The following is a 22,228-nucleotide window of genomic DNA, read 5'->3' as shown; positions in this document are numbered from 1 at the left end:
GCAGGGTGCGTCAGGCGCGGTGAGCGCAGGCCGGCCGAGTGTCATGCGGGGTGAGTGCGACGCCGGGTGAGTGCAAGGCTGGTGAGCGCGACCGGGTGAGCATCAGGCCGGGTGAGGGCAGGCGGGTGAGCGCAGGCCGGGTGAGGGCCAGGCGGGATCAGCGCAAGCCGGGGTGAGCGTCAGGCGGGGTGAGGGCAACGCGGGGTGACCGTCGGGCCGGCTGAGCACAAGGCCGGGCGAGCACAAGACCCAGTGAGCACGAGGCTTGGTGAGCACGAGGCGTGTTGAGCACAAGGCGGGTGGGCGTCAGCCAGGGTGGGCGTCAGACCTGTTGAGCACAAGTCGGTGTGAGTGTTAGGCGGGGTGAGCGTGGCCGGGTGAGCATCAGGCGGGGTGAGCGTGCGGCTGGGTGGGTGCTAGGCCGGGTGAGGGTTAGGCGGTTAGGTGTTCTGGGTTCAGTAGGGCGTGGAGGGTTAGGCCGGCGTCGGTGAGTGGAGCGGGGGTGGTGGGGTTGCGGTTGATGACGCAGAGTGCGTCGGTGATGGTCGCGCCGAGAGCGCGGAGATCGTTGGTCGACAGCACGATTTGGCCGCCGGTGGTGACGACGTCCTCGACGATCGTGACGCGGCGGCCCTCGATGTCGGCGCCCTCGGCCAGGCGACGGGTGCCGTAAGTCTTCGCTTCCTTGCGGACGAACGCGCACGGCAGCCCGGTGTGGCGGCCCAGTGCGGTCACGACCGGTATGCCGCCCATCTCCAGTCCGGCCAGCACCTCAGCGCCCTCCGGGATCAGCGGGACCATGGCCGCGGTCACCTCGTCCAGAAGTACCGGATCGGCCTCGAACCGGTACTTGTCGAAGTACTCCGTCGTCGTCTGTCCGGACCGCAGGACAAACTCCCCGGTCAGATGAGCCGTCGCGTAGATCCGCCGCCCAAGTTCCTCTAGTTGCACACCCCGCACCCTAACCACAGCCCCACCAACCAGTGGGCGACGGCCCGGCGTTCGGCTCGATCAAGCGGTGGGTGACGGCCCGGCGTACGGCTCGATCAAGCGGTGGGGGACGGTCCGGCGAACCATCCGACGAACCATCGGCGACCGCCCGACCAGCCATCCGGCAACCATCCGCCGAACCGCCCGGCGAACCACCACCCGGCGACGGCTCTGCGACGGTGCGGCGACCTCCCGACGAACCATCCGGCCGACCACGCAGCGATCGCCTCACGACGGTGCGGCGACCACCCGGCGAACCACCGCACGACCGGCCGACCAGCCACCCGGGAACCGGCCGACCAACGGACCGACCCAGTCACCGGGCGACCGACCGGCGAACTACCCGGTGACCGCTCCATAAGCGCCAGATCAACCGCCCGGCGATCTACCCGGTGTACCGGCCGATCAGCTCGGCGGGCGATGGCGCGGCGTACCGGCCGATCAACCCGGCAACCCACCCGGCGACCGCTCCACGACCGCCCCAGATCAACCGCCCCGCGACGGTCCCGCGACCGCGCGACCAACTACCCGGCGACGGTCGTGCGACCGCGCGACCAACTACCCGGCGACGGTCGTGCGACCGCGCGACCAACTACCCGGCGACGGTCCTGCGACCGCGCGACCAACTACCCGGCGACGGCCCCACGACCAACTAGCCGACCAATCACCCGGCGACCATCCGACCAATCACTCGGCGACCATCCGACCAACCGCCCGGCGACCACTCGACGGACGTCCGACCAACGAGCCGGCGAGCACTCCGCGGTCGGCTGGGTCGTTGGTGGTGGGGGTCAGCCTTCGTCGGGGATGGGTTCTATTTCGAAGCGGAGTTGTTTGCCGGAGCGGATGCGTTCGATGGCGGACAGGCAGGCGGGCTCGCTCATCTGGACGCCGATTTCGGCGAGTTTGTGGCGGAGGACGCGGGCCGCGTCCTCGGCGGAGCGGGCGCTGGACTCGTTGATCGCCTCGATGGTGGTGGCGGTGAGCTTCTCGCGGATGTCCGGGTGTGTCCGGTGGATCTCGTGCGTGATGCGGAACTCGGTCATCGCGACTCGCTCTCCCTTGTCCTCTGCGGGCCGATAGTGGGACAAGCGTAGTGTCCCAGGACCTCAGCTGAGCACGCGCCGGACGAAAGTCTCCAGGCGGTTTGTCAGTCGCTCCGCGCGAACGTCCGGTGTAGCGGTTTCGCCCTGGGGCAGGTCGAGCTCGCGCAGGCCGCGGATGTACAGCGAGCAGGCGAGGTCGGCGCACATGTACATACCGACGGTGTTCCCCTCGCGGCCGGCCGAACCGGCCCGGCGGGCGGCGAACAACGCGACGTCACTGACGTGGTGCGCGGTGTTGCACAGGTCGCACAGTCCGGCGAACCGGCGCGCGGCTCCGGAGGTCTGGGTGCTGACCGCGATCCCGGTCACCCCGCCGTCGCGCTGCACCACCAGGTAGCCCCGGTTCGGGGCCTTGGCGTCGCGCCAGCCGAGGAAGTCCAGCGACTCCCAGGGCAGCTCGGTGAACCGCGACGGCAGCGCGATCGCCTTCACCTGGCTCTTGGTCGAATTGACGAACGAGCGCCTGATCTCGTCGGCGCTGAGCGGTTCCACGACGGTCCTCCAGTTTCTCCGGCCACCTATGAGACCCGCTGCCACCGGCCCGCCGCAACCGATTAACTCTGTTGCTTGGGGCAACGGTCAGCAGTCGGCGTACGACGTGGTCCGGGTCTCGTCGTGGTTGCGGAGGTCGACGCCGAAGTCGACCGATGCCTTCAGCCGCAGCAGCAGCGAGATCACCTCCGCGCTGTCGGCGGGGTCGCTCGAGCTGAGCGTGAGCTCGGTCCCGCCCGTCTCGCCGGCGGCGAGCGCGAACGTGAGCGTGCGGCCGAAGTACTGCAATCGGTAGAGCTCGTCCTGGACGGCCTCCTCGATCCGGCACTCGCCGGTGCGCCCGTCGGCGAGTACGAACGAGATCACCCCGCCCGATTCCGGCGCCGACGTGGCCCAGAAACGCTCCCGGCCGAGCGACGTACTCACTGCGCGGTAGACGTCGTTCGGTTCCGACGCGCAGAACACCTTCCGCTCCACCGAACCCCCGCTCTCCCGTCGATCGCGTCCATTCTCCGACCCCGACAGGTCCACGAGGTGAACACGCCGGGTGGGGGGTGGACTTCTGAGCGTCAAAGGTGAAATCTGTACTGTGAAAAGTTCAACTAGTCCTCTGGAGGAATCCGCGATGTCCAACGAGTACGCCGCACTGACCGGCGATTACACCCTCGACGCGGCGCACACCCGGATCGGGTTCAGCGCCCGGCACGCGATGGTGACCAAGGTTCGCGGTGCGTTCGACGAGTTCGAGGGCTCGTTCCACATCGACGGCGAGAACCCGGCGAACTCGTCCGGCACGGTGACGATCCAGGCCAAGAGCATCAACACCCGCAACGGGCAGCGCGACGAGCACCTGCGCAGCAACGACTTCCTCGCGATGGACGAGCACCCGGAGATCACCTTCGTGTCGACCGCGGTCAAGCCGAGCGGCGACGGCGAGTTCGTGGTGTCGGGCGACCTGACGATCCGTGGCGTCACCAAGCCGGTCGACGTGACGTTCGAGTACACCGGTGCGGCGACCGACCCGTTCGGCAACCAGCGCGTCGGCCTCGAAGGCTCGGTCGTGATCAACCGCAAGGACTTCGGCGTCAGCTGGAACGCGGCGCTCGAGGGTGGCGGCGTGCTGGTCAGCGACAAGGTCACGCTGGAGCTCGAGGTCTCGGCCATCAAGAACGCCTGACCCGACCGCCGACCCTTCGTCCGTCTCAGGGGTCAACCCCTCAGATGGTCGGTTGCGGACCCGGATTCCGAGGTGCCAACCGGCCGTCTCAGGGGTTGACCCCTCAGACGGTCGGACCCGGATCCGGGGCGCCAGCTGGCCTCTCTCGGGGGTTGACCCTCAGACGGTCGGACCCGGATCCGGGGCGCCAGCCGGCCGTCTCGGGGGTTGACCCCTCAGATGGTCGGTTGCGGACCCGGATTCCGAGGTGCCCACCGACCATCTCGGGGGTTGACCCCTGAGAGGGACGAAGGGCGTGGGGGCTCGCGTTCAGGGGTGGCGACTCGTCTGGTGCAGGAGCGATTCGACGGCCTCGCGGAGTTCGGTGTCGTGGTGCGGTCCGGACCAGACGACGATGCGGCCCTTGTCGCCGAGCTTGGTGGTGACCAGGTCGCGAGCCGGTGTCGGGTCACCCTGATTGAGCAGTACGACGAGACGCCGGCCATCGCGTTGCAGGCGATCGAGCAGCGGCGGGAGCGTGGACCCATGGAACAGTCCGGGGTCGCTCTTCACCTTGGTCTCGATCATCACGCCGCGGCCGCGCACGACGAGCAGGAAGTCAGCGCGGTCCCGGGTGAATTCGCGATCGTGATAGATCCGCGCCTTCGGCCACAGGCGTTGCAGCGCCGCGTCGACCTCGGCGTCGTACTGGACGGCGAGACGACTGACGCGGGAATTCGTCCGCCGGAAGGACTCCGGCGTACGACGGCCGCCGCACCACGTCGGTAGCCAATTGCGGAAACTCGTGTCGATCATCGGTGGACCCCAGACATACCCAGCCGGCACTTGCTGGTGAGTCTTCCCGTCGGCGGCAAGCGGAATCCAAGGGGCGCGCGATCGTGACCGCACTGGGACGAACTAGCAGGCGTTAGGGGTGGTGGTGCCCCCGTCGACGATCCAGCCGGACTGCTGGGGGAGGACGCGCATCTGGTCCAGCCAGCGGGTCGGGGTGGTGTTCGGGAGGACGGAGTGGCCACGGGAGTTCACCGTGCGGGCCGCGGAGGTGTCGTAGCAGGCGCTGACGATGACGCCGTTCGACGCGATGGTCCGCTGCGCCCAGAGGACCTTCGTGGTGCCGGTGTTGTGCAGCTTCTTGGTCCGGAAGTACTTCGCCTGGGCGCTGATCGCCTGGTACATCTTCGGCGTCATCACCTGCTGCAGGGCCGCTGTCTTCCCGCCGCCGCTGCGCATCATCGCGTCGAGCGCGATCCGGTACGCGTAGTACGCATTGACCACCGGGTCGTCGGAGCCCGCCGCCGCGGCCGCCTGGTCGCTGAGACTCGGGCGGGCCGCCTTCTGCGCGGCGGGTGCCGCGTTGGCGACGCCGGCGTCGGTGCCGCAGCCGGGAACGAGCAAAACCGGGATCAGCGTGGCGGCCACCGCCAGGTTCCGCATGCGCATGGTGTCCAGTACCTCCTGTTGGGCGCGGCCTCGCCGCTCGTGCCGTGGCAGCCCAGCGAGCCGTGTACGCCGTCCGGCACTGACCGTGTAACGTCGTCGCACGCATCGTGGTCACTGTGACCTAGATCACAGACACCCCCTACCGGGGTACTGATCGATGGTTGGCTCCCGGGCTGGATGTGCCGGGAGTGTCCGATTTCTAGCCTCTATCTCAGGACCTTGAGACCCGAGGAGACACGATGACGGACACAGCCAGCCGCCACAGGGCGGACGCAGAACCGGCGGACGGCAGGACCCGGCGGCCGACAAGGTCGCTGGCCCGATCACTCGCTAGATCCCTGGCGTACGACGCTGTGCTGGCGCCGGTCAGTGCGCAGACGCTGGCGGACGCGATGCTCGGGGAACCGCAGACCGCCGGACGGCGTTGGCGCAGGCTGGCGGCGTACCGGCTCGGTTGGCGCGGTCTGGTCGGCGGGGACCGGGTTGGCCAGCCCACGGCCGGGGTCGTGTTCGGGTACGGGCTGCTCAGCGCGGTGCTCGGGCTGATGAGCTGGTTCCTGATGCTGCTGGTGGTCACCGCGGTGGTGCGCGGACCGTTCTGGGGCTTCGTCGACCATGGCCCGATCGAGCCCGGCACGTGGGGCGGCCCGACGCGGGCCGGTGCGTGGACAGCGCATGGGCTCATCGCCGTACCGTGCGTCGTCTCGTTCCTGTTCGTGCTGCGGGGGATCGCCGCGCTGCAGGCCCAGCTCGTCCGGCCGCTGTACGGACTGGCGGCCCGCAAGTGGGTGCTCCCGGCAACTATCGTGCTGGCGGCCGCGAGCCTGGCGTTCTTCTGGTCGTGGATCGAACAACTGTGAGTAGGGTCCAACCGTGAACACATGGCCGCGCGGGCGGTGGGCGTGGGCTGCGGCGCTCGGGGTCGTGGCGCTGCTCGTTCTGACGGTCATGGATCTCGGGCAGCACTACGAGGTGCAGCTCGGCGCGGTGCTGGCGCTCGCGATGGCGCGGGCGCTGGCTCTGGGGCTGGCGTGGCTGCGGCCCCGGGCCGCGTTGCTGGTCTCGCTCATCACAACAGCCATCACCGCGGCGGTGACGACGCCGGTCAGCTCGAGTGAACCGTGGCCATGGGGTACGACGGCAGCGTTCGGCCACGCGTTCGTCGTCGCGATCGTGGGAGCTCGTGGACTCGGACGGCGTGAGCAGATCGGTTGGTGGGTGGCGACGCAGGCCGTCGGCGTGGTTGCCGTCGAACTGGCGCCGGACCGCGGCAGTTGGCGCGGTCTGATCACCATGGCGATCCTCTCGGCCGTGGCGATCGTGGTGGGCGACCTGATCCACACCCGCGGTCAGACGAACAGGCGGCTGGCCGAGCAGGAGACCATCACCAAGGTCGAGCGCGCCGAGCGGGAGCGTCTGCAGGAGCGGGCCCGGATCGCACGCGAGTTGCACGACGTCGTGGCGCACCACCTGTCCGTCGTGGTGGTTCGCGCGGACAGTGCGCCGCACCGGCTGGCCGACGTACCGGAGGACGTCCGGGAGGAGTTCACCGAGATCGCCAACGCGGCACGTGTCTCGCTGACGGAGATGCGTCGTGTACTGCGGCTGCTGCGCGAACCGGTCGAGCAACCACCGATGGGGGAGCTGGGTCCGCAGCCCGGACTGGCGGACCTCGCTGATCTCGTCGATAGCACGCGCCGGGCCGGTGCGGACGTGCGGCTGACAGGTGACGTAGCAACCGGCTTCGACCAGACCGTTGAGCTGACGGCGTACCGAGTTGTGCAGGAGGCGTTGAGCAACGCAGTGCGGCATGCACCGCACGCAGTAGTGGAAGTGTCGGTCAAGCGGAGCGGTGGCGAGCTCGAGGTCACCGTGCACAACACGAAGCCGCCAGGCAGTCCTACGCCGGCCCCTGGGAGTGGTCATGGGCTGACGGGGATGCGGGAGCGGGTGGCCCTCGTGGAGGGGACAGTCAGCGCTGCGCCGACCCCTGAGGGCGGTTATCTGGTGCAGGCGATCATTCCGGTCGGACAGGAGGTGGCGAGTGGCGATCACGGTCATGGTCGTTGACGACCAGGAGATGGTGCGGGCCGGGTTCAGCGCGCTGCTCGACGCGCAGCCGGATCTGCAGGTTGTCGGACAAGCTGGCGACGGCGCGCAGGCGGTCGAGCTGGCCGTCGAGCTGAAGCCTGACGTGATCCTGATGGACGTACGCATGCCGGTCCTCGACGGACTGGCCGCAACCCGGCGCATCCTGGCCGGCTCGACGCCGGGGGAGCCGCCGCGGATCGTGATGCTGACGACGTTCGATCTCGACGACTACGTCTACGCCGCACTCCGGGCCGGTGCGAGCGGGTTCTTGCTGAAGCACTCCACTCCGGACGAGCTGGCAGCTGCGGTGCGGGTGGTGGCCGCCGGTGACGCGCTGCTCGCCCCGTCCGTCACCCGTCGGCTCGTGGAGGACTTCGCGCGGGCGCAACCCGTCGTACCGATCACTCCGGTGCGTCTGACGCCGCGGGAGACCGACGTACTGCGGCTGGTTGCTCGCGGACTCTCCAACCGGCAGATTGCTGACGAGTTGGTGCTGGCCGAGCAGACAGTGAAGACGCATGTCAGCAACATCCTGACCAAGCTGGACCTCCGAGACCGGGCACAGGCGGTCGTCTACGCCTATGAGGCAGGCGTCGTGACCCCAGGTCCGCGACACTAGGGCGATGGACGTTCTCGAACGTGTACGCCGCCTGTGCCTGGCGATGCCGGAGGCGACCGAGCGGCCGAGTCACGGTGAGCCGACCTGGTTCGTACGCGACAAGAAGGTGTTCGTCATGTACGCCGACCACCACCACGACGACCGCCTCGGCGTGTGGATGGCAGCGCCACCCGGCGTGCAGGAGGCGTTGGTCGCCGAGGACCCGGAGCACTTCTACCGGCCGCCGTACGTCGGTCACCGGGGCTGGCTCGGGGTCTACCTGGACGTGGACGTCGACTGGGAGCACTTCGAGGACCTGGTCGAGAACGCCTTCCGCCAGATCGCACCGAAGACTCTGATCGCCCGGCTGGATGAGGTCTAGTCGTTCAACGGCAGAGACGTCTGCGGGAGGCTGGCGATCGCCTTACTCCAGCTGGCAGCGTGCTCTGGTGCGTCCCACTCCCAGTCCATGATCTGCGTGGTGCTCCGGCGACCGAAGACCGCCCGGAAGAGTTCATAAGAGCCGGTGTGGGCCACAGCGGTCGGACCGTCGGAGTTGACCGAGTAGGTGCCGTTCGGCGTGATGACGGTCAGTGGGCCAGGCTCGTCGAGCATCCAGTCCAGTGTGGCCAGCCAGAGCTCGGTGGGCGGCCGTCCGCTGCCGATGGCTCCGTGCAGATCGGCTTCGTGGACTGCAGCGTCGACGTACGGGTTGCAGACCAGCGGGTGCGAGGTGGTGCCTTCGACGATCAGCTTCTCCAGCAGCGGCCCGACGGTCGCCCACTCGTCCAGCACCTCTGCGATCGGTAGGTTGCGACGCATCTCGACCTGTACTGCGGTCCACGGCGGGCGTGGTGCACCGACGACGTTTCCGACCACGAAGTCGGCCGCCACACCAGTGAGGTGCGAGACCAGACTGTGCACGCTCCACTGCGGGCAGGCGGGCACCTGGCGATCCAGGTCTTCCAGGCTCAGGTCGCGGACCGCGTCTGCCATCCGTTCGCGCCCCGCGTGGTACAGCTCGGCACTTCTCGTAGCGTCCATCACGTCTACATTGCACCGACAGGGTGACGCGATGGGCAAGGGCGAAGCTGCTCCGGTCGGTCAGAAGCCGGCGAGTTGCTCACGCCGTACGGTCGGTGAGGCTCTTGTGGTTGCATGTGGTCATGCACCCACGCGCAGGCCAGCCCGCTCAGCCCGAGGACCTCGTCGACGTCGATGCCATGCTGGCGGCGTACGACGACATCACGCCGGACGTGGACAATCCGGCCCAGAAGGTCGTCTTCGGTACGTCGGGACACCGCGGCTCGAGTCTTGACGGCGCCTTCAACGAGGCGCACATCCTGGCGATCACGCAGGCCGTCTGTGAGTACCGGGCCGGTCAGGGTACGACGGGACCGCTGCTCGTCGGACGCGACAGTCATGGCCTGTCGGAGCCGGCCTGGCGCACGGTGCTCGAGGTGCTGGCCGGCAACGACGTACAGACGCTCGTGGACAGCGCGGACCGGCTCACCCCGACCCCTGCGGTCTCGCACGCGATCCTGCGGCTCAACCGCGGCGCCGGTGCGGACGCGGACGGCATCGTCATCACACCGTCGCACAACCCGCCGCGTGACGGCGGCATCAAGTACAACCCGCCGCACGGCGGTCCGGCCGACTCCGACGCGACCAAGTGGATCGCCGACCGCGCCAACCAGTTGATCGCCGGCGGCAACCGCGAGGTGCGCCGTACGCCGTTCGAGCAGGCGCGTCAGCACGCGGGGGACTACGACTTCGTCGGGCACTACGTCGACGACCTGCCCTCGGTGGTGAATCTGGCCGCGGTCCGCGAGGCGGGCGTGAAGATCGGCGCCGACCCGCTGGGTGGTGCGAGTGTCGACTACTGGTCCGCGATCGCCGAGCGGCACGGTCTCGACCTGACCGTGGTGAACCCGCGGATCGACCCGGCCTGGTCGTTCATGACGCTGGACCACGACGGCAAGATCCGGATGGACTGCTCCTCGCCGTACGCGATGGCCTCGCTGGTCGCGCAGCGGGACAAGTACGACGTGGCGACCGGGAACGACGCGGACGCGGACCGGCACGGCATCGTCACGCCGGACGCCGGGCTGATGAACCCGAACCATTACCTGGCCGTCGCGATCTCGTACCTATTCAGCAACCGCCAATGGGGTGCGGACGTCGCCGTCGGCAAGACGCTCGTGTCGTCGTCGCTGATCGACCGCGTGGTCGCGGACCTGGGCCGTCGGCTGTGGGAGGTACCGGTCGGCTTCAAGTGGTTCGTACCGGGCCTCATCGACGGCTCGGTCGGCTTCGGTGGTGAGGAGTCTGCCGGTGCCAGCTTCCTGCGCTTCGACGGCACAGTGTGGACGACGGACAAGGACGGCATCCTGCTGGCGTTGCTGGCGAGTGAGATCACTGCTGTGACAGGGGAGACGCCGTCGCAGGCCCACGCCAAGCTGGTGGAGCGTTTCGGTGCATCGGCGTACTCACGGGTGGACGCGCCCGCCACGCGCGAGCAGAAAGCCAAGCTGTCGGCGCTGTCCGCCGACGCGGTCACAGCGACCGAGCTGGCCGGTGAGCCGATCGTGGACCGACTGACGAAGGCGCCGGGCAACGGTGCCGCGATCGGAGGGCTCAAGGTCACCACCGAGTCGGCGTGGTTCGCCGCCCGCCCGTCCGGCACCGAGGACCTCTACAAGATCTACGGCGAGTCCTTCAAGGGTGCCGAACACCTGGAGCAGGTCTTCGAACAGGCCCGCGAGGTCGTGTCCGAAGCACTGGCCTAACGCACGAAGGCGTCCAGCAACCGCTCCAGCTCCGCAGCGGGATCCTCAGTGATCCCGCTGTGGATCGGCCCGGGGTGTACGACGGTACTGCGAGGCGCAGCCAGCCACCGGAATCGCTCACTGATCGTGGTACCCGCGGCAGGCCCTCCAGCGGCCTCACCCGCGCAGATTGCACGAATCTGGTCCAGCGACGCACACACGACGTCTACGTCAACTGCCGGGTCGAGGGCCCTCAGGCGTTCCGGCTTCACATCCCATCCGGCGCCCAGGTAGTCCAGCTCCCGGCAGTAGAGCACCGCCCCGACGTTGATGAACTCGCCCCGCTGGATCCTCGGCGCAGCCCGCAGAATGACGTAGTCGAAGGGACTCATCGAGCACCTCCCGGGACCCAAGCCGACCGCTGCGAAAGCCGCGCCAAAAGATGCCCCAGATACCGCTCGCGATCGCCGTCCGCGATCCACTCGTCCGGCACCAGCCCGATGACTTCCTCGAGCAGCGACGGCGTGATCGCTGCCGTCAACTCACGATCCACCTTCGCCACCCCGGGCACCGCGACGGAGAAGACGTGGTCGGTGGCGTCGTACGGCAACGAAGCGAACTTCTCGGCGGACATCCACGAGTGATGGAAGTACAGCGCTGCCCCGTGGTCGATCAGCCACAGGTTCTTGTGCCACACAAGCATGTTCGTGTTGCGCCACGACCGGTCCACGTTCGCCACGAACGCGTCCAGCCACAGGATCCGCGACATCGCCTCGTCACCGGGGTTGCCCGCCGAGCCGTCGTACCCGAAGGAGCCCGGCAGGAAGTCGACGGCCAGGTTCAGGCCGGCGCTGCGGATCAGCAGCTCCTGGATCTCGAAGTCCGGCTCGGACTTGCCGATCGCCGGGTCGAGCTGGATCAGCTTCAGCTCCGGCACCCGCAGACCCAGACGGCGGAACAGCTCACCGACGATCACCTCGGCCACCAGCGCCTTCGGGCCCTGCCCGGCGCCGTGGAACTTGATCACGTAGGTGCCCAGATCGTTGCCCTCGACAACACCGGGCAACGACCCGCCCTCACGCAACGGCAGGACGTACCGCGTCGCGGTAACCACAGGCAGACTCACGCCGGAGAGCCTAACTGGTTACCCGACGGGTACCGGTCCAGGGTGAATCAACCCAAGATCGGGGTCGAGGAGGAGCTGCTGCTCGTCTCGGCCACCGGTGAGCCCCTGCCGCGGAACAAGAAGGTCGTCGACGAACTGGGCGACCAGGACATCACGCTGGAGCTGACCAGGGCACAGGTGGAGACGAACAGTCCGGTGTGCACGACGGCGGGTGAGCTGCACCAGGCCCTGTCCGACATGCGTTCGGCGCTGGCGGTTGCGGCAGCCGACGAAGGTGGGCGGCTACTGGCCACCGCGGTGCCGCTCTACGGCCAGCCGTCGCAGTTGGTGACGAAAAAGCCGCGGTACCAGGAGATGGAAGCGCGGTACGGCCAGCTGGCCCGGGAGCAGGCGGTATGCGGTTGCCACGTGCACGTCGACGTACCGGACAAGCATGCTGCCATCCGGGTGTCGAACCACCTGCGACGGTGGCTGCCGGCGTTGCTGGCGCTGACCGCCAACTCACCGATCTACCTGGGCCAGGACACCGGGTTCGCCAGCTGGCGCTGGATCATGTGGTCGCGCTGGCCGTCCGCGGGCGCACCACCGTACCTCGAGTCCGTAGAGCACTACGAAGCCCTGGTGGCCATGTACCTGGCGGCCGGGAGCTTGATGGACGAGCAGATGGTCTACTGGGACGCCCGGCCTTCCTCACATCTGCCGACGATCGAGGTGCGGGTCAGTGACGTGCCGCTCACGGTAGACGAGACAGTGCTGCTGGCGACGCTGGCCCGGGCCCTGGTGATGACCGCGCTCGACGACGGCGGACTGGGCCCTGAGCTGGAGCCGCAGATCTTGTCAGCGGCGTACTGGCTGGCTGCCCGGGACGGGCTGACGGCTGACGGGCTGGACGTCCTGACCGGTGAGAAGCAGCCCATGCGGCAGGTGATCGAGGACCTCCGCGCGCACGTCGAGCCCGCGCTGCGTGAGCTCCACGCGCTGACGATGGTGGACGACGGCATCGAGCGAGCGTTCCGCGAAGGAAACGGTGCGATGAAACAACAGAAGGTGTTCCGTGAGGGCGACGACCTCATCGCCCTCACGGAGGTGAAGCCCTAGCCGCGCAGGAAGTCTTCCAGGCCGTGCAGGTCGTCGGTGTTGATGTAGTCGACGTTCGCCGCGACCAGTTCCCGCCACAGTGCCTCGCGGGCGGCGCCCGGGGTGTCCGGGGTCTCCCAGAAGCGGACCTTGTAGCCGGCGTGGTGCGCGCTGACGACGATGTCGTGCAGTTTGGTCCTATCGGCCTCCGGCATCGGACCGACGCCCCGCCAGGCGAAGACGTTGGACCAGTTGTCGCTGACCAACGGCATCAACGACGCAGGCATGCCCGACCCCAGGTCGCCCAGCCGGCCGTCGTAGCCCGCGTACCGGACCTCCTGGGCCTTCATGTCGTCCAGCGGGCGGTTGCCGCTGATGACGGACGTCACCGCACCCTCTAGCACTCGCCCGTTGACAAAACGAGTGCTGATCCCGCGGTACTTCGCCAGCACCTTGTCAACGGCGGCGTACGTCGAGGGCCCGTCGCTCTTGATGTCGATCAGCAGCTGGAAGTCCTGACCGTGCTTGTACACCTGACCGTGGTTCTGCCGGACCCGGTCTGCGAGCGGCTTGAGGTACAGGCTCTCCAGGTTGCGACCGGGCTTGGCGTCCGCGAGGTCGTGTGCGACGCGCAGCTCGCCGTCGACCAGCCACACATCCGCTTCGACGCTGTTGAACCCACGGTCCAGCGCATCCTGCAACGGCCGCCGGTGGTCGTAGTCGTTGTGCGCGTGCGCCGACGGCAATGCCCGTACGGCGGGAGCGTCGTACGCCTTCGGGAGCCGGAAGCCCTCGGACCGTACGACGTCGCGCACGCGGTCCGGGTAGTCGCTGATGATGCCGTCGACGCCCTGCTCGATGAACCACTTGATGGTGGCCGGGTCGTCGACCGTCCACGGGATGACCTTCAGACCGGCCTTGTGCGCCGACTTCACGGTGTCCTTGGTGAAGTACGGACGGAACGCCGGGTCGGTGATCTTGCCGCCCTGCGGGAAACCGTCGACCGGGGAGATCGCCGAGGCGCCGACGGACTTGACTGCCTTGATCGGGTCGCCGCCGAAGTCGTCGATGTCGAGACCGCCCAGCCACGGCGACTTGCCCGGCTTGCCGACCTGCAGGAAGTCGAAGTTGTCCAGCGCGACCAGCGGCAGCTGCGGCATCACCTGGTGCATCCGCATCAGCGAACCCCAGTCGAAGCTCTGGATCGTCACCTGGCGGGCGATGTTCGCCTTACGGATCTCACTGGCGACCACCTGGACGAACTGCTCACGCGGAGCGGTCTCCGCCGGCGCACCGGCCTCGACCTTGGTCTCCACGTTCAGCTTCACGCCGTACGCGCGGAAGCGGTGCACCAGCGCGAAGATGTCGCGCAGCTCCGGCATCCGGGCGCCCGGGTCGGGCTGCTGCTGCGGGAAGTTCGCCTGTGGCAGCGACCCGCAGTCCAGCTGCTCGACCTGTTTCAGCGACAGCGTGTTGATGAACTTGCCGACGTAGGGGTACTCCGGGTCGTCCGGGGTGTACGGCGCGGTGTCGCGGCACTTCTTGCCGTCGACCTTGCGGTCGTGGGTGACGACGGCGTACCCGTCCTGGGTGATCTGTACGTCGAGCTCCAGCGTGCTGACGCCGAGCTCCAGACCGTGCGAGAACGACGCGATCGTGCTCTCGACGGTGAGCCCGAGGCCACCACGGTGGCCCTGGATGTCGAAATCGCCATGGTGGGCGGCGGCCGGGGCGGCCGGAAGCAGCAGTCCGGCGATCAGCGCGCACGGAAGCAGTGCGCGGGGAAGGCGGCGCATGAGGGGGTTCCTTCCGGAGGGGGCGGGACATTCCTGAGGCTGTCTGCCCCAGGAGTACCCACGTCTCCGTCAAGGTAGCCAAGAAGTGACCAGATAGCTACGGAGCGGAAGCGGTCCGGCTACTCGTACTGGAGTGCTTCGAGTGGATTCAGCTTGGCCGCGCGCCGGGCCGGCCAGATCGCGGCGAAGATTCCGACCACCACCGAGACGACGGCGAAGATCACCAGCTGGGACACCGGGACCGTGAACGAGATCTCGTCCAGCCGAGCGGCCAGCAGCCACGCGAGCAGCAGGCCGACAAGGATGCCGATCACCGCACCGATCAACGCCGTGATCACGCTCTCCTGCCGGATCATCCGCTTCACCTGGCCGCGGGTTAGGCCGATCGCGCGCAGCATGCCGAGCTCGCGCGTCCGTTCGAAGACGGTCAGCACCAGCGTGTTGACGATGCCGAACAGGCTGACCAGCACCGACAACGCCAGCAGCACGTAGAGGACGTTCAGCAGGCTCTTGATGCTGTCGGTCTGAGCCTTCTTGAACTGCTCGATCGTCAGCGCCTTCGCGTTCGGGAATGAGCTCAGCGCGTCGTTTAGGGCGGCCGTGTTCTCCGCCGTCACCCCGCCCCGGATGTTCAGGAACGTGTAGAGGTTCTGCGGCTGGGGAGTCGCGGCGTCGAAGGTCGTCGCCGCGATCGTCACGTTCCCGAACGGCGATCCGCCGGCGGGCGGCTTGAAGATGCCGCGAACCTGGAACTGCAGCGTCTTGCCGGTGGCCATCTTCAGCGTGACTGTCGAGCCCTGGCTCAGTGCGTGCTGCTTCGCGTAGTCGGAGTCGACGATCGCGCCGTTGGGCTCGAGCTCGGCCAGCGAGGCCTGCGAGCCCGCTTTCCAGTCGAACCTCAGCAGTTGCGGCGCGCTCCGGTCGATCGCGGTGATCGGGATGGTCTTGTCGAAGGCCTGGGCCTGCCCGCCGCGGACACTCGTCACGGCCTCGACCGATGGCACCTTGGTCACCGCGGCGGCGACCGCCGGCGGCAACGGGCTGAAGTTGTTCTGTGCCGTGATCGCGTAGTCGGCGCTCGAGATCCGGTCGACCGCGTCCTCGAACGGCTTGATCAGCCCGGCGCCGAGCGTGGCGACCAGCGTGACCAGCGCCAGGCCGATCATCAGCGCCGCCGCCGTCGATGCGGTCCGCTGAGGATCGCGCCGGCTGTTCTGCCCGCCGATCGCGACCGCGGGCCGGTCCGGGAGAACGCGCGGGAACTCGGGGTGCCGGCCGAACAACCGGCGTACCGCCCAGACCGGGACGAGGATGAACGGCCAGGCCAGAGCTGTCAGTACGACGACCGCCCACCGCGCCACCGGATCCGCGAAGGCGGCCAGTGGACGGACGAGCCGGGACGAGAACGCGGCGATGCCGACGAACAGCAGCAGCACACCCGCGCCGAGCAGTGAGAGCAGGGTGCTCGTCTTCAGCCCGTCGGCGAACAGGCCGACGAGGACCAGGGCGATACCGGCCGCAGCGAGCAACGCTGCTCCGACCGGACGGAAGCGGTTGAACCGTCCGGGCGCGAGGGTCGCGCCTTCGCGGACAGCCGCGATCGGTGGCACCCGGGTGGCCCGCCAGGCCGGACGCAGACTGGCGAGGACCGTGACGAGCACGCCGACCAGCAGCGCGACGACGATGGTCCGGGTCCGGAACACCAGGCCGTCGTTCGGCAGTGTGAGGCCGATCGCGTCGAACAGCTTGAACAGCCCGGTCGCGATCGCGAGCCCGAGGAACAGCCCGAGGACGGCGGACACGATGCCGGTGACGAGTGCCTCGAGCACCACCGAGCCGAGGATCTGCCGGCGGGACGCCCCAAGGGTGCGGAGGGTCGCGAACTCCCGGGTCCGCTGCGCGATCGTGATCGACAGCGAGTTCGCGATCACGAACGATCCGACGAACAACGCGATCGCGGCGAACACGAGCAGGAAGGTCTGCAGGAAATTCAGGAAGTCCGTCGTGCCGGCGGCGTCCTCGGCGGCCTGGTCCTCGGCACTGCGGACCTGGGTGCCGCTGGGCAGGATGCGATTGACGGCGTCGATCAGCTGCTGCTTGCCGGTGCCCGGCTTCGCGGCGATCAGGATCTGGTCGAGCTTGCCCGGTTTGTCGAAGATGCGTTGCGCGGTACCCAGGTCGAACCCGGCCAGCGTCGCGCCGCCGATCGACGAGACGGCGCCGAACTCGACCAGGCCGGAGATCCGCATCCGCACGACCGATCCGCGGGCCTGTACGCCGATGTCGTCGCCGGCCTGGAAGCCCTTCTTCTGCGCGGTCTGGGTATCGATCACGACCTGGTCCGCCGCCGGCCACGATCCCGCGACGAGCGCCAGCGAGTTGAACTGCGGCAGCGCCGGGTCGACGCTGAATCCGAGGTTCGGCGCGCCGCCGAACACGATCGCCTTGCCGTCCTTGCCGATCAACTGCGCTTCGCCGTTGACCGAACCGCCGGCCGCGCCGACCTCGGGCAAGTCGCGGACCTTCTGCAGCAGGTCGGCCGGGAACGACGGCGCGGCGACGGTACCGTCCTGGGACGCGTCGATCGCCGACTTGCCGGTGATCGCGGCGTCGGTGTTCTTGTAGTTCTGGGTGAAGATCGAGTCGAAGGCGGACGTGATCGAGTCGGTCAGCACATAGGTGCCCGAGATCAGCGCGACCCCGAGCACGACGCCGATCGCGGTCAGCGCCGTCCGGAGTTTGCGGGCCAGCAGCCCCTGTATCGCGAACCGGGTCACTGCAGGTCCAGCGTGTCGATGATCTGGAGGATCTCGTGCTGGCTGGACCGGCCGGTCTCCTTCACGATCTCGCCATCGGCCAGGTACAGCACGCGGTCGGCCATCGCGGCCGCCCGGGCGTCGTGCGTCACCATCACCAGCGTCTGGCCGTACTCCTCGACCGAGGACCGCATCAGCGTGAGGATCTCGCCGCTGGTCCGGGAGTCGAGGTTGCCGGTCGGCTCGTCCGCGAACACCACGGTCGGCCGCGACACCAGCGCCCGCGCGATCGCGACCCGCTGCTGCTGGCCGCCGGACAGCTCGGCCGGCCGGTGCTCGAGGCGGTCGGTGAGACCGACGCGCTGGACCAGGTCGTCGAAGTACTGCTGGTCCGGCTTCGCACCGGCGATCGTCAGCGGCAGCAGGATGTTGTCCCGCGCGCTGAGCATCGGCAACAGGTTGAAGAACTGGAAGATGAAGCCGATGTGCCGCCGTCGCAGTTTGGTGAGCGCGTCGTCGCCGAGCGTGGTGATCTCCGTGCCGTCGATCAGCACCGAGCCCGACGTCGGACGGTCCAGTCCGGCCAGGATGTGCATCAGCGTCGACTTGCCCGAACCCGACGGTCCCATCACCGCGGTGAGCTGGCCTGCCTCGATCTGGACATCCACGCCCCGCAGCGCCTGGACTGCCGTGTCCCCTTCGCCGTAGACGCGAACGAGTTCGCGCGCCTCGACAACCTCGCTTGTGGTCACCACCATGCCGACCATCGCCCCCCTCGGCGATCCAGCGGCCCCCAGCCTGTCCGGTTAGTTCCTCCGAGTCTGACTGCGATCGGCCCGTCCCGACAGGGGGTTTTCCCCGGATCGACCCTGAACCGTCGACTCGAGCCGGCGAACGGCGCGGAATCCGGAGGGGGTGAGAGGGTGCCGGACCGGGAAGCGCCTCACGGCGCGTGGCCGCTCGTGGCGGCTAATTTTGGGACCCGGGGCTTGCACCGGCCCGACACCTCGAACAGTGTAACCGGTGCCCAAACCCCTTGTCCTGTTGGGATCTCGGGCCGCGAGACCATATAACATCCGAACGCGAGGGACGCAACTACCACAGGTGTCCGGCGCGTTCGGCGCGGGCCGCGGTCTGCAGCTGATCTGCGGTCTCGACCAGTTTCGACGCGGACAGCACCCGCTCGTGGCCGTCGTCGGCGAGGTGCGCCCGCCCGGTCGCGACGATCCGCGCGAACGCGGCCGCCCGGTCGAGAGTGGTGGCGAAATCACCGGTCGCGACACCCCGCAGTACGGCGTCGACCATGGCGCGGACCTCGGCCGGACCGGGTGGTTCGGCGACGCCCGCGACGGCGGCGTGCACCTCGGCGTACTCGCGGCCGGTGGCGAACTCGCGGGACACCTCATCGGCGTTCGAGTGCACCCACGACCGCAGTACGTAGAGCCGCCACAGCGCGCCCGGCAGCGAGTCGGCGGGGGAGTCGGACCACAGCTCGGCCAGCTCGTCGAGACCGTACTCGTCGGCGAGTTTGACCACCCGGGCATGCACCTCGGTGTCCTCGGACTTGCGCACGCCGCGGACCAGCAGTTCGGCGGTCCGGTGCGCCGCCTCGGTGACGGTCGCCGGGTCCGCGGCACCGGGCAGCGACTCGAACAACTTGTTGCCCGGCAGGATCGGTCGGCGCGGGTTGGGGGTGGTCACGGCGTCCATGGTGCCTGACGCGGCGAACGTCCGCATGCCGACCCGACCCGGTGCCCCGAAATGCGTCGGCGAGGGGTGCGAAATGAGCGATGAGACGATGTTCAGCGCATACTGGTGTCCTGATGGAGTCTTCTCGCGCGACGACGCGTCGTCACCTGCCCACGAGTCCTTTCGCCCCCCGGACCGCAGCCCCGATCAAGACCTTCGAGATTGGTGACCGGGTATCCCACGACAGGGAGGGCATCGGCCGCATCAGCGCTGTCGAGGGCACTCACGCGGTTGTGGTCGACCTGGGCGGCGGCCGGCTGCTGCGCGTCATGTCGCCTTTCGACAAACTGCATACGCTCTGACCGCCTGAGGTCAGTACGCTCGACCCATGGCGGGTGCGGGGAAACCAAGCAGCAAGCTGGCCAAGAACGTCGTCAAGTACGGCGTGCGATACGGGCCGTTGATCGTCGAGGCGGTGCGGCACGGGCGTGAGCCTGCGCAGCAGGCAGTGCAAGCCGCCTGGGCGAAGCGGTCCGCGCGCCGGAAGGCGGTCGAGCATGCTCTGACCGTGCGCGACGGCTCCTTGCTGAAGGTGATCAAGGACGGCCAGGCGATCTTCTTCGTGTTCTCTGGTGACGCGATCGTCACGACGTACCCGCCGGTGCCGCAGGCGACGTACCCCGAGCTGCTGCGGCACGCGGACCTGGACAAGCGCGAGCCGGCCGTCGTGCTCGCCGCGCGTAAGCCACGACCGCACCTGCCGACGGTGCGGCGCAAACGTTGACGCGGGCGTAACATTCCGGACCCGGCGGGGCAACAGGGCAGACGCACAGTGGAAGCACGTTTCCACGAGGGAGGGCGTCCGCATGCTCTGGAAGATCAGGACCGAACTCGCCGACCGGCCCGGTGCACTGGCCGAACTCGCTGCACGCTGTGGTGCGGACGAAATCAACATCCTCAGCCTCGAGGTCTTCACCGCCGAGACCGGCGCCGTCGACGAGCTGGTGGTCTCCACCGGCGTCGGCTGGAGCGCCGAGGACCTGACCGCACTCGTGGCCGAGGCCGGCTGCGTCGGTACGACGGTCCGCCCGTGCCAGGCCGACGTACTGAGTGACGCGCCGACGCGCTACCTGCGCGCAGTACTGCGGTTGATCGACGACCCGGTGTCTGTCGACGAGGAGCTGGGGAACCTCCAGGGCTTCGACGAGTACACGCCGGCAGAGTGGGCGCGGGCCGACGTGCTCGTGGAGATCGCCGGCCGACTGGCAGAGCGTTTCGACATTGTGGAGGGACCCCGGCCCGGTAACGGTGGCGTACCTGTGCTGCGGAAGGCGACTGTCCAGGACGCCGACGCTGTGGTTGCCATGCATGAGCGGTGCTCGTACGAGAGCCGCACCCGGCGGTACCACGTGCCGATGCCGAAGCTGACCGGCCGTACCGCGCGGCACCTGTCCGCACCGGCCGGTGGCGTGTCAGTGGTCGCGGACGTGGACGGCGCCGTGATCGGGATGGCGACGGCGGCCCCCTGGGAAGAGCTGGGCAGTACGACGATGGAGGTCGCCGTACTCGTCGAGGACGGCTGGCAGGGACAGGGACTCGGGCTCCGGCTGCTGCGCCAGGTGGTCGAGGAGGCCCGGGTGCTGGGCGCCGACCGGGTGGTGTGCATGGTGCAGCCGGAGAACCACGCGATGCTCCGGACACTGGAGCGGCTGCGGATGCGGTCGCGGGTGGTCCAGGACGGCGACAGTCTGATGGTGAGTGTCGCTCTGTCCGAGCGGAGCCTGTCGCATGCGGTGGATCGGCCCGTGGTGCAATATCGTCATACGCGTGCCACCCCTACCCACTGGTCGGAACCCCCACGGTCTGCTGGTCAACCTGCCCGCGAGCACTCGCTCGCCGCTCTTTCAGCTCTTCAGCCGCATTCTGATCGCGCTGGGGCTGCTGACCGTGATGGTGCTGATCGTGGTGGTCGATCGTGACGGGTACCGCGACAGCTACGACGGCAAAGTCGGGTTGATCGACAGCATCTACTACGCAACCGTCACGCTCACCACGACCGGGTACGGCGACATCACACCGGTGACGCCCACTGCCCGGCTGGTGAACGCCTTCATCGTGACTCCGCTGCGGATCGCGTTCCTGGTGGTTCTGGTCGGTACGACACTGGAAGTGCTGGCCAACGAGGGTCGCCGGATCATGCGCGACACGCGCTGGAGGAAACGGATGAAGGACCACACCATCGTCGTCGGCTACGGCACCAAGGGCCGCTCCGCCGTACAGACGCTGATCAGCAACGGGGTTCAGCGCGACAACATCGTGGTGATCGACCCGCGGGCGCAGGCGATCGGTGACGCAGGCAACGACCAGATGGCCGCCTTCCACGGCGACGCGACCAACCGGACCGTCCTGCGTCGCGCCGAGGTGATGACGGCGCGCGAAGTGATCGTGACGACCGACCGGGACGACTCGGCCGTGCTGGTCACGCTGGCGGTGCGGCAGCTGAACCCGAACGCGCATATCGTCGTCGCGGTCCGCGAGGAGGACAACGTGCCCCTGCTCCGGCAGAGTGGTGCGGACGCGGTCGTCACCTCGTCGGAGGCCGTCGGTCGGCTGCTCGGCCTGACGTCGGTCAGCCCGAACCTCGGCGAGGTGATGGAGGACCTCCTCACGTACGGCGAGGGCCTCGAGGTGGCCGAGCGCCCCGTCCTCGGCCGCGAGGTCGGCAAGCCGCCGTCCGCCGTACCCGACCGCGTCGTCTCGGTCGTCCGCGACGGCAAGGTCCACCGCTACTACGACTCGAACGTCTCGGTGCTCGCGGCCGGCGACAAGCTGATCGTCGTACGCCCCGCCAAGGAAACCCCGTGGGCCGAGCGCCCCGGCGCTGACGAGCGCGACGAGTAGCTCCCACCGCCACCCGATCCGTACCACCCCGCGTCCCTTCGCGCGCTCCGATCAGCGACTTTGTGCACCCACCAACCGTTCTGGGGCGTCGTGGACGGTTGATGGGTGCACAAGGTCGCCGGCGGTGGGTCACGGAACGGTTTCGCCGCGGGGATGTGACCGGGGAGATGTTGACGGGGTTGGAGCGGCGGCCTAATGTCTGGCCTGTAAACGATTACAAG

Annotated in this window: 24 protein-coding genes; 11 read left to right on the top strand and 13 right to left on the bottom strand. The window is 68.4% G+C overall.

Annotated elements, in window-relative coordinates; all coding sequences use genetic code 11:
* Positions 1–432: 432 nt before the first annotated feature.
* The 4 genes from EV653_RS15725 to EV653_RS15710 all read right to left on the bottom strand — a co-directional run bounded on the left by EV653_RS15725 (position 433) and on the right by EV653_RS15710 (position 3,065).
* A complete protein-coding gene (locus tag EV653_RS15725; RefSeq protein ID WP_134103458.1) occupies positions 433–951 on the bottom strand; it encodes an orotate phosphoribosyltransferase in 519 nt (172 codons plus the stop codon).
* An 830-nt stretch (positions 952–1,781) separates the two neighbouring features.
* Positions 1,782–2,036, bottom strand: coding sequence for a hypothetical protein (locus EV653_RS15720; protein ID WP_134103456.1), 255 nt, complete (start codon positions 2,034–2,036; stop codon positions 1,782–1,784).
* A 63-nt stretch (positions 2,037–2,099) separates the two neighbouring features.
* Positions 2,100–2,588, bottom strand: coding sequence for an FBP domain-containing protein (locus tag EV653_RS15715; RefSeq protein ID WP_134103454.1), 489 nt, complete (start codon positions 2,586–2,588; stop codon positions 2,100–2,102).
* An 87-nt stretch (positions 2,589–2,675) separates the two neighbouring features.
* Positions 2,676–3,065: a hypothetical protein gene (locus EV653_RS15710; protein WP_134103452.1), complete on the bottom strand. Its 390-nt coding sequence runs from the start codon at positions 3,063–3,065 to the stop codon at positions 2,676–2,678.
* A 148-nt stretch (positions 3,066–3,213) separates the two neighbouring features.
* Here EV653_RS15710 and EV653_RS15705 point away from each other — a divergent pair, with 148 nt between their 5' ends.
* Positions 3,214–3,765, top strand: coding sequence for a YceI family protein (locus tag EV653_RS15705; RefSeq protein ID WP_134103450.1), 552 nt, complete (start codon positions 3,214–3,216; stop codon positions 3,763–3,765).
* Positions 3,766–4,074: 309 nt separating this feature from the next.
* Here EV653_RS15705 and EV653_RS15700 read toward each other — a convergent pair whose 3' ends face one another.
* Both EV653_RS15700 and EV653_RS15695 read right to left on the bottom strand, forming a co-directional pair.
* A complete protein-coding gene (locus EV653_RS15700; RefSeq protein WP_166679411.1) occupies positions 4,075–4,560 on the bottom strand; it encodes a hypothetical protein in 486 nt (161 codons plus the stop codon).
* 102 nt (positions 4,561–4,662) lie between these two features.
* Entirely contained in the window at positions 4,663–5,205 is a 543-nt protein-coding gene (locus tag EV653_RS15695) for a hypothetical protein (RefSeq protein ID WP_134103448.1), read from the bottom strand.
* Positions 5,206–5,444: 239 nt separating this feature from the next.
* On the opposite strand from EV653_RS15695, the gene EV653_RS15690 reads away from it, so the two are divergent.
* From EV653_RS15690 to EV653_RS15675, 4 genes are read left to right on the top strand one after another with little or no spacing between them, the layout of a single operon-like run.
* The gene (locus tag EV653_RS15690) at positions 5,445–6,065 is read left to right on the top strand and encodes a hypothetical protein (protein ID WP_134103446.1); all 621 of its coding nucleotides are present in this window, start codon (positions 5,445–5,447) and stop codon (positions 6,063–6,065) included.
* Positions 6,066–6,078: 13 nt separating this feature from the next.
* A complete protein-coding gene (locus EV653_RS15685) occupies positions 6,079–7,275 on the top strand; it encodes a sensor histidine kinase (protein ID WP_134103444.1) in 1,197 nt (398 codons plus the stop codon).
* A complete protein-coding gene (locus tag EV653_RS15680; RefSeq protein ID WP_238159831.1) occupies positions 7,265–7,915 on the top strand; it encodes a response regulator in 651 nt (216 codons plus the stop codon). Before EV653_RS15685 ends, EV653_RS15680 begins: the two co-directional genes overlap by 11 nt.
* A 4-nt stretch (positions 7,916–7,919) precedes the next feature.
* The gene (locus EV653_RS15675) at positions 7,920–8,276 is read left to right on the top strand and encodes an MmcQ/YjbR family DNA-binding protein (RefSeq protein WP_134103440.1); all 357 of its coding nucleotides are present in this window, start codon (positions 7,920–7,922) and stop codon (positions 8,274–8,276) included.
* On the opposite strand, the gene EV653_RS15670 is transcribed toward EV653_RS15675, so the two are convergent.
* Positions 8,273–8,938, bottom strand: coding sequence for a maleylpyruvate isomerase N-terminal domain-containing protein (locus EV653_RS15670; RefSeq protein WP_134103438.1), 666 nt, complete (start codon positions 8,936–8,938; stop codon positions 8,273–8,275). The two genes, EV653_RS15675 and EV653_RS15670, sit on opposite strands and share 4 nt — an antisense overlap.
* A 122-nt stretch (positions 8,939–9,060) precedes the next feature.
* Between EV653_RS15670 and pgm the strand changes: the two genes are divergently transcribed.
* The gene (gene pgm / locus EV653_RS15665) at positions 9,061–10,683 is read left to right on the top strand and encodes a phosphoglucomutase (alpha-D-glucose-1,6-bisphosphate-dependent) (RefSeq protein ID WP_134103436.1); all 1,623 of its coding nucleotides are present in this window, start codon (positions 9,061–9,063) and stop codon (positions 10,681–10,683) included.
* Here pgm and EV653_RS15660 read toward each other — a convergent pair.
* Together EV653_RS15660 and EV653_RS15655 are read right to left on the bottom strand one after the other, a co-directional pair.
* Positions 10,680–11,054: a DUF3037 domain-containing protein gene (locus tag EV653_RS15660; protein WP_134103434.1), complete on the bottom strand. Its 375-nt coding sequence runs from the start codon at positions 11,052–11,054 to the stop codon at positions 10,680–10,682. The two genes, pgm and EV653_RS15660, sit on opposite strands and share 4 nt — an antisense overlap.
* Complete coding sequence (locus tag EV653_RS15655) at positions 11,051–11,788, bottom strand: HipA family kinase (RefSeq protein WP_134103432.1); 738 nt, start codon at positions 11,786–11,788, stop codon at positions 11,051–11,053. Before EV653_RS15655 ends, EV653_RS15660 begins: the two co-directional genes overlap by 4 nt.
* A gap of 42 nt (positions 11,789–11,830) precedes the next feature.
* On the opposite strand from EV653_RS15655, the gene EV653_RS15650 reads away from it, so the two are divergent.
* On the top strand, positions 11,831–12,886 hold the full coding sequence (locus EV653_RS15650) for a carboxylate-amine ligase (protein WP_134103430.1): 1,056 nt from the start codon (positions 11,831–11,833) through the stop codon (positions 12,884–12,886).
* On the opposite strand, the gene EV653_RS15645 is transcribed toward EV653_RS15650, so the two are convergent.
* The 4 genes from EV653_RS15645 to EV653_RS15630 all read right to left on the bottom strand — a co-directional run bounded on the left by EV653_RS15645 (position 12,883) and on the right by EV653_RS15630 (position 19,127).
* Positions 12,883–14,661, bottom strand: coding sequence for a glycerophosphodiester phosphodiesterase family protein (locus tag EV653_RS15645; protein ID WP_134103428.1), 1,779 nt, complete (start codon positions 14,659–14,661; stop codon positions 12,883–12,885). The two genes, EV653_RS15650 and EV653_RS15645, sit on opposite strands and share 4 nt — an antisense overlap.
* Positions 14,662–14,780: 119 nt before the next feature.
* Positions 14,781–17,438 (bottom strand): ABC transporter permease, encoded by a 2,658-nt coding sequence (locus tag EV653_RS15640; RefSeq protein ID WP_134103426.1) that lies wholly within the window; start codon positions 17,436–17,438, stop codon positions 14,781–14,783.
* Positions 17,435–18,175: an ABC transporter ATP-binding protein gene (locus EV653_RS15635; RefSeq protein ID WP_134103424.1), complete on the bottom strand. Its 741-nt coding sequence runs from the start codon at positions 18,173–18,175 to the stop codon at positions 17,435–17,437. The genes EV653_RS15640 and EV653_RS15635 overlap by 4 nt, the downstream gene beginning before the upstream one ends.
* 337 nt (positions 18,176–18,512) lie before the next feature.
* Positions 18,513–19,127, bottom strand: coding sequence for a hypothetical protein (locus tag EV653_RS15630; protein WP_238159830.1), 615 nt, complete (start codon positions 19,125–19,127; stop codon positions 18,513–18,515).
* Between the two features lie 113 nt (positions 19,128–19,240).
* On the opposite strand from EV653_RS15630, the gene EV653_RS15625 reads away from it, so the two are divergent.
* From EV653_RS15625 to EV653_RS15610, 4 genes are all read left to right on the top strand, one after another.
* Positions 19,241–19,468, top strand: coding sequence for a hypothetical protein (locus EV653_RS15625; RefSeq protein ID WP_134103420.1), 228 nt, complete (start codon positions 19,241–19,243; stop codon positions 19,466–19,468).
* A gap of 26 nt (positions 19,469–19,494) precedes the next feature.
* Complete coding sequence (locus tag EV653_RS15620) at positions 19,495–19,890, top strand: hypothetical protein (protein ID WP_238159755.1); 396 nt, start codon at positions 19,495–19,497, stop codon at positions 19,888–19,890.
* Between the two features lie 82 nt (positions 19,891–19,972).
* The gene (locus EV653_RS15615) at positions 19,973–21,085 is read left to right on the top strand and encodes a GNAT family N-acetyltransferase (protein ID WP_134103418.1); all 1,113 of its coding nucleotides are present in this window, start codon (positions 19,973–19,975) and stop codon (positions 21,083–21,085) included.
* Positions 21,057–22,007, top strand: coding sequence for a potassium channel family protein (locus tag EV653_RS15610; protein WP_134104301.1), 951 nt, complete (start codon positions 21,057–21,059; stop codon positions 22,005–22,007). The genes EV653_RS15615 and EV653_RS15610 overlap by 29 nt, the downstream gene beginning before the upstream one ends.
* The last annotated feature ends 221 nt before the right edge of the window (positions 22,008–22,228 follow it).

It is taken from the genome of Kribbella pratensis, assembly GCF_004365355.1.
In the GTDB taxonomy this organism is placed as follows: Bacteria; Actinomycetota; Actinomycetes; order Propionibacteriales; family Kribbellaceae; genus Kribbella.
Note: the sequence above shows the minus strand (reverse complement) of the source record. Positions and strands in the feature narration are given on the sequence as shown.

Excerpts from the sequence above, each read along its gene's own strand:
- EV653_RS15720 (WP_134103456.1), bottom strand. The coding sequence starts at position 2,036 with ATGACCGAGTTCCGCATCACGCACGAGATCCACCGGACACACCCGGAC.
- EV653_RS15705 (WP_134103450.1), top strand. The coding sequence starts at position 3,214 with ATGTCCAACGAGTACGCCGCACTGACCGGCGATTACACCCTCGACGCG.
- EV653_RS15700 (WP_166679411.1), bottom strand. The coding sequence starts at position 4,560 with ATGATCGACACGAGTTTCCGCAATTGGCTACCGACGTGGTGCGGCGGC.
- EV653_RS15695 (WP_134103448.1), bottom strand. The coding sequence starts at position 5,205 with ATGCGCATGCGGAACCTGGCGGTGGCCGCCACGCTGATCCCGGTTTTG.
- EV653_RS15690 (WP_134103446.1), top strand. The coding sequence starts at position 5,445 with ATGACGGACACAGCCAGCCGCCACAGGGCGGACGCAGAACCGGCGGAC.
- EV653_RS15680 (WP_238159831.1), top strand. The coding sequence starts at position 7,265 with ATGGTCGTTGACGACCAGGAGATGGTGCGGGCCGGGTTCAGCGCGCTG.
- EV653_RS15675 (WP_134103440.1), top strand. The coding sequence starts at position 7,920 with ATGGACGTTCTCGAACGTGTACGCCGCCTGTGCCTGGCGATGCCGGAG.
- EV653_RS15670 (WP_134103438.1), bottom strand. The coding sequence starts at position 8,938 with ATGGACGCTACGAGAAGTGCCGAGCTGTACCACGCGGGGCGCGAACGG.
- pgm (WP_134103436.1), top strand. The coding sequence starts at position 9,061 with ATGCACCCACGCGCAGGCCAGCCCGCTCAGCCCGAGGACCTCGTCGAC.
- EV653_RS15660 (WP_134103434.1), bottom strand. The coding sequence starts at position 11,054 with ATGAGTCCCTTCGACTACGTCATTCTGCGGGCTGCGCCGAGGATCCAG.
- EV653_RS15645 (WP_134103428.1), bottom strand. The coding sequence starts at position 14,661 with ATGCGCCGCCTTCCCCGCGCACTGCTTCCGTGCGCGCTGATCGCCGGA.
- EV653_RS15635 (WP_134103424.1), bottom strand. The coding sequence starts at position 18,175 with ATGGTGGTGACCACAAGCGAGGTTGTCGAGGCGCGCGAACTCGTTCGC.
- EV653_RS15630 (WP_238159830.1), bottom strand. The coding sequence starts at position 19,127 with ATGGACGCCGTGACCACCCCCAACCCGCGCCGACCGATCCTGCCGGGC.
- EV653_RS15625 (WP_134103420.1), top strand. The coding sequence starts at position 19,241 with ATGGAGTCTTCTCGCGCGACGACGCGTCGTCACCTGCCCACGAGTCCT.
- EV653_RS15620 (WP_238159755.1), top strand. The coding sequence starts at position 19,495 with ATGGCGGGTGCGGGGAAACCAAGCAGCAAGCTGGCCAAGAACGTCGTC.
- EV653_RS15615 (WP_134103418.1), top strand. The coding sequence starts at position 19,973 with ATGCTCTGGAAGATCAGGACCGAACTCGCCGACCGGCCCGGTGCACTG.
- EV653_RS15610 (WP_134104301.1), top strand. The coding sequence starts at position 21,057 with ATGGTGCTGATCGTGGTGGTCGATCGTGACGGGTACCGCGACAGCTAC.